We start from the raw sequence: 5,430 nt of genomic DNA, 5'->3' as shown, positions 1-5,430 counted from the left end.
TCAAAGAACCCTTTAATGTCAAGATCAATAACCCAATCCATCATCCAGCAATTTTCTCTGACCGATTCCAATGCCTGATGGGCATTCTTTCCCGGTCGGTAGCCATAAGAATGTGGACTGAATATTTTCTCAAATCTTGGCTCAAGATAATCCTTCACCACCATTTGTGCCACACGGTCGCTGATGGTTGGAATCCCAAGTTTACGGGTTTTACCGTCTTTCTTAGGTATCTCAACCTCTTTGACCGGAGGTGGGAAATAGCTCCCCGATGCCATCCTGTTCCATAGCTTGTACAGGTATTTCGACCTGTTAGCATCATATTCATCCATGCTAACCTGATCTATACCTGCGCTTCCTTGGTTGGAACGCACTTTCTTGTAAGCAAGCCATACTTGTTCCTTGCTTACCGGTACCGATTTTGTCTCATCCCATAAATTCATCCTCTTGCGAGTTGTTTAATGTTATGATCCTGTATAACTTGCCCCCTTTGCTCCACTCCCATTACAGAAGCTTCATCACTACTACGGGGCAATCCGTCCCTGCACAGCTCTTCGGTTTATGACCTTTGGGGTGATTCCATTGCGTCCTTCCCTTAACATTGCAGTGCAGGTTCCCGAGTTCCGTAATTAAGCCCGGATAAAAGGTCATGCCGCCTGAATGACGTCTGCCATACAGCCAGTAAACAGGTTTCTGCTGTACTTATAACTGCATTTCATACTCTACAGCTTTTGACAGAATATAGCAACTTCCCGACACCTCTTCAGCGGTTCACTTGCGTTCATCTCCTTTATCCATACCTGACCATACTCATGGTACAGCCTTTTCCTAAACGCTCAGCACCATGCCTCTTAAACATAGCACCTTCAGGTGGTTTGATGCCCCCTCCTGCAAGACGACACCGGTGGTTCATCCGGCGATCGCCGGATTCCACCATCTCAATTACAGCATGCAATGAACATTATTGCCGATTCACTGCTTCTCGGCACACTATGAACAGTTGCGGATTACGAGGTACGCCCCTTTCAGGACAAGATGAAGCTGAAACGAGCTTTGCGACATCGCTTAACTGCCTCGCCCGCAATTGTTTATGACCGCCTGTTAGCACCCGTAGCTTTTTCTATCGTTTTCATTATCAACCTATTGTATAAGCCCAAAATAAATCATATTTTAAGTCCTACAACTGTTAAATTTCTCTATTAAAAACATCTTCGAGATAATCTTGATAATCAATCATTGGCTCTTGTTTAAGTATGTTGGATATCCAGGAAATTCTTTCATGATTAATTACTTCAAGCTCCCAGATACATGGTGCAAGTCCATCACCGGATATTTTTTCAAATTTATCAAGTTGTTCAATACGGGTTAAAAATATATGTGTATTAAGCATATTTATTCCGACCCACCAATTAATTACCGAGAAAATACCTTCAGTTCCCGAGTGGATTATCAGGAAACCGATTTTATCATTCTCTGAATTAAAGCTGTTTTCCATTTTCAGCCATTTGGGGATTTCTGCTTTAACATTTTTATAAAATTCAGGATGATTGAATTCTACCAGTTTCGTAATCATATAAATTTTTATTTTCCAATCATTTATTTCAAAGACTTCTTTAAATTCTATTCTTCTCGGCTTATAAGTTCTCATTTGATTTTTCTTATGTTATTTATTAAGATATTTGGCGATGATTCTTTTAGTGCTTGGTTCATTATTACACTTAGTGTTCTGAAATATAAACATCTAACTCTTTATGCCAGATATCTGGTTCAATAGTCTTTTTAATGGTTTTCTCATTAAAGAGCAAATCAATCAAATAGCGAGGTCGTTTTCCACCTATAAAAACAGCCTTTGTACAAGAAACGCAGTAAACAACAACGTTCGACACCGGCATTTCATCAGCCCTGTTTTTCATTTGCTCTTTTACTTTTGATATTGACAACACACCATAAAAAGTATCTCCGCAACATTTACCTTTTTTTCTTGTTTTTGCTGGTTCAATAACATTTATATTCATTTTACTTAAAAGAAGTCGAATTGCATTATGAATTTTATCTTCATCTCGAGTAGGGCAAGCATCAAGTATAGTCATTGATTCGCCTTTATAATCAGGAAATGGAAAATCATCAAGTTCAGCAAGAATTTCCCACAATGATTCTGTCGTAGTTTGTTCATAGTCATTTTTATATCGCTTATTGCATCCCGGACATATATTAATAATATTGGCTTTTTGTGTAAAATCAGGAGTGTGTCTGCAGCAAGTTAAATGCAAATCCATTACGCCAATAGAATTATTCAAAATAGTATGAACTTTTTTAGCTAATTCAGGCTTATACAACATTAATGCACATCCGGGAGCAAATTTATTTTGTGTGTTTTTCATGGCATTACTCAACTAAAAGTGATAATAATTCTGATTTTATTTAATTTTTCTATATTCCAAACATGGCATTTTTCTAATTCATCTTTTTTATTTTGGGCTTTTTCTTTTTATTCTTTTTACGTTGTCTTTCAATAGGTTGATGTCTTTCCTGCTATGGGTGCTAACGGTTTGCGTGTATGTGCAGTAGCGGATTAAAAGCACTTTCCTGTCCGTTTAGCACAAAGTTTCTTAGAAGCATAGACCTTCGATTTACCACTGCACCCGCTATTGCCACATAAACGCTGTTGTAGGCAGTGCTTCTTATCATTCTTTGATAAATTTATTCGTAGTCATCTCCCCAGTTTCTGATTTCACTTGTATGAAATAGATACCGTTTGAAAGTTGTCCAGTTTGTAAAAAAAATTGCGAACCACTTTTCTGTTCTGATTGAATAAGTTGTCCAACTGAATTGTATATACTTACAAAACCCTTGAATGAAGAAGGTAAATTGGAAATAGTCAGTTGGTTTTGAGTCGGGTTGGGATAAATAACGATTGCAGATAATTGGTTTTCAAAATCTGATATACCCGTGATTGGGCTTTGTAATGTCCCTTTGTAAATCCATGCAGTATTATGAAACACAGGATTAGTACCACCGGCATCCATTCCACCGAAATAATAAACATTGGGTTCGTCATAAAAGGGTGATTTAATGATTGTCCTTGTGGCTTGAAGTCCTGTTCCTGCTGGTATCAGGTTCAGCGAGTCAATGACTTGTCCATAGTGCCAGTTTCCGTTTGGCCTTCTTACTAAATACCACGAATTATTTCTGTTTACGGTGCCATAAGCATCGGGATAGGTGAGCCAAACGCCCGCCAGCAAACAGGTATCGCCATTATCAGGGGCAATCAGTTCAACCATGTTGTTGTAAGCGGCATAATTAAAGTCGGTGAAGGTGGGAAATCCCCATAGATTTCTGAAAAACGAACGCCAATTGACTTCTACAATTTGAGTATTATTCACTGGGTCTATTCTGATGGAAGAACGCATATTCTCCGGAAATCCGACAATCACCTGATGATTCCCACCAAGCGGGTCTTTAACTGCTGTCATGCCCCTAAAACTTGTTTCCTTGCCGTTTAAAGCGTTGGTGTCTGGCCATTCATAAATAAAACTCCAGGTAGGGCTTGCACCGTCATTTCTTCTGAATAGACCGCCCTGGTTGGTTAGATTTCCATCGCTTCCAAATGCTACATAGTAATCATTGTTACAAACAGTTGAACTCAACATTCTTTGAGGTCCTGTAATCTCTATGCTTTGCCACTCCAATTTGCCGGGTAATGCAGTATTGTATGCCCCTCTGATGACTGCGGTAACTCCGGCAACAAAAATGTGTTGAATGCCGGTTACTTTGTCTTCATAAAGATACATGTGACGGATATAACTGTTATTCTGACTACTCACATTGGGATAAACCACAGTTTTAATCCATGTATTATTTAAATCATCCCGCACCCAAACACATATATCGTAAGGAGCTGTAAGGTCGCTGAAACTGGCCAACAAAAGCGTATCGGGTTGTGGCAATGGATTCCCGAACTTATCTTCTGTGAAAACAAATGAATAGAAAGCATCCGTTCGCAAATAGCCGGTTCCCATACTGGTATCCACCGTCCAGTTGGATGATGAACTTTCCTTATAGAGAATCTGCGGCCCCGGTGTGGGGTCGGAGCCGGGATTGTCGTTCCAAACGCTGGTACCAGCCCACAGCTTGCCTTTATGGTTGACCAGATACATCAGGTCGGTGCCACCCAGATACTTGTTGTTAGTGTCATAGGTGCCGGGATAATAGTCTTTTGAAAAGGTAAACCAATTTACCTGACTTTGGGCTTTAATCTGACTTGTTAAGAGTATCAGTAAAGCAACAGTAGTTATTAGTCCTTTATATTTCATGTTTCTTTAGATTCCATTTCATGTCATACGTTTAACGGTCTTCTTAGCATTGCCTACAACGGTTGGCGGGTCGAGTAGGCAAGGGGAGTTTCACCCCAAGCCTCTCACAGAACCGGACTTGAACCTCTCAGCTCATCCGGCTCTTGTTATACAAATCTACGCTTTTCATTACGAGAATCCCAAACGCCAATGGTAAAACAGTCCCGGAAACTGTTCCTTAATCCGTTTTAACCAGTTATACGCACGGTTTATGCTCGTTTTGTAACGTTTGTACCGTTTGCGTGCCCACATAACAAGCCTCCTCCTTAATAGTTGAAAAATTGGGTTCATCTCCCATAACCTGAACTTTCCATAGTAGTTGACCCATCCCCGGATATACGGTTCCAGAAATTGCGCCACTCCTACGATGCTTTTATGCGTCAGGTGTTCAATGTCCATTTCCCACATCTTCCTTACTATGCGCTTCTTTGAACTTATGCTAATTGCGCAGTCGAACCCAAGAAACAATTTTCCTGTCTTCTTCGACATTGTTGTGCGTGGCTGAAATGAGTACCCCAAGAAATCAAATTTTACCGATTTGTGGTTTTCTTGTCGCCTGTGATCTTTACAGTAAACAAGTTTCGTCTTCTCAGGGTGTAACTCCAAACCACATTGTAGCATCCGTTTGCTAAGATTACGCAGCACATAGTCGGCTTGTACTTTACTCTTGCAGTGAAGTATGGCATCATCGGCATAACGCACATATCTTACCGCTGAGTGCGTTTGTTCCAACCATTTGTCCAGTGCATAATGCAGAAACAGGTTTGCTAACAAGGGGCTGATAACTCCGCCCTGTGGTGTCCCTTTGCCCTGCCTTAATACCAGTTCCCCGGTATTTGCTTGTACAGGCGCTGTTAACCACCGCATGATGTACATCAGGCACCAAGGCTCATTAACGTGCTTCTTTAATGCAAGCATCAGTTTGTCATGGTGAATGTTATCAAAGAACCCTTTAATGTCAAGATCAATAACCCAATCCATCATCCAGCAATTTTCTCTGACCGATTCCAATGCCTGATGGGCATTCTTTCCCGGTCGGTAGCCATAAGAATGTGGACTGAATATTTTCTCAAATCTTGGC

The 5,430-nt window shown here is 40.5% G+C and carries 5 protein-coding genes; all 5 read right to left on the bottom strand.

What is annotated here, in order from left to right; translation table 11 throughout:
* On the bottom strand, window positions 1-440 hold a 440-nt coding region (locus KKA81_02400; GenBank protein MBU2649762.1), incomplete at its 3' end, for a group II intron reverse transcriptase/maturase.
* 743 nt (window positions 441-1,183) lie between these two features.
* Complete coding sequence (locus tag KKA81_02395; protein MBU2649761.1) at window positions 1,184-1,645, bottom strand: hypothetical protein; 462 nt, start codon at window positions 1,643-1,645, stop codon at window positions 1,184-1,186.
* Between the two features lie 70 nt (window positions 1,646-1,715).
* Window positions 1,716-2,378, bottom strand: coding sequence for a (Fe-S)-binding protein (locus tag KKA81_02390; GenBank protein MBU2649760.1), 663 nt, complete (start codon window positions 2,376-2,378; stop codon window positions 1,716-1,718).
* Between the two features lie 303 nt (window positions 2,379-2,681).
* Window positions 2,682-4,310 carry a T9SS type A sorting domain-containing protein gene (locus KKA81_02385; GenBank protein MBU2649759.1) on the bottom strand — a complete coding sequence of 543 codons (1,629 nt, stop codon included), beginning with the start codon at window positions 4,308-4,310 and terminating at the stop codon, window positions 2,682-2,684.
* Window positions 4,311-4,478: 168 nt separating this feature from the next.
* On the bottom strand, window positions 4,479-5,430 hold a 952-nt coding region (locus KKA81_02380; GenBank protein ID MBU2649758.1), incomplete at its 5' end, for a group II intron reverse transcriptase/maturase.

This window comes from Bacteroidota bacterium (genome assembly GCA_018831055.1).
Taxonomy (GTDB): domain Bacteria; phylum Bacteroidota; class Bacteroidia; order Bacteroidales; family B18-G4; genus M55B132.
The sequence above is the reverse complement of the archived record's forward strand: the minus strand, read 5'-3'. Positions and strand labels throughout refer to the sequence as shown.